Origin of the sequence: Mesorhizobium sp. M2E.F.Ca.ET.219.01.1.1 (assembly GCF_004016445.2) — a bacterium.
In the GTDB taxonomy this organism is placed as follows: domain Bacteria; phylum Pseudomonadota; class Alphaproteobacteria; order Rhizobiales; family Rhizobiaceae; genus Mesorhizobium.
In genome coordinates this window covers 1-393 of record NZ_SADT02000076.1, presented here as the reverse complement: position 1 = coordinate 393, position 393 = coordinate 1, and the positions used below count along the sequence as shown (strand labels likewise).

Here is a 393-nt window from a genome sequence, read left to right as displayed (position 1 = left end):
CGCCGGTCAGCACGGTGACCGCGCCCGCCGGGATCGGCCGGCCGTTGTCTACGAGGCAGTGCGCGGCCGTCAGCACCCATTGTGGCGCGATCAGGCTGCCGCCGCAGAACTGGGCGTCCGGCTGCGAGGCCGGGCTGGCGTCCAGCCTGTCGCTTGTCAGCAGCGCCACCTGGAAAGGAAAAGCGCCCTTCTCGGCCTCCTTGCCGCCATAGGCGCGATCGGCGCCGTCGGGGTTCTCGGCCTTGGCCTTCGCCCTTGCTTCCGCGACGCGCTTCATTGGCGAGACTGCTGCTTCCTGCCGTGCGGGCCCATCGGCCGCGTGGATTGCGTTGAGCGTCGCGAGCGCCGCGATGCCGGCCAGCAGTGCCTGGTGCTCGGCCGCTCGCTGAAGCG

At 71.5% G+C, this 393-nt stretch carries 1 protein-coding gene; it reads right to left on the bottom strand.

The annotated features are described in order from the left end of the window. On the bottom strand, window positions 1–352 hold a 352-nt coding region (locus EN862_RS34980; RefSeq protein ID WP_245519821.1), incomplete at its 3' end, for a trypsin-like serine protease. Between the last annotated feature and the right edge of the window lie 41 nt (window positions 353–393).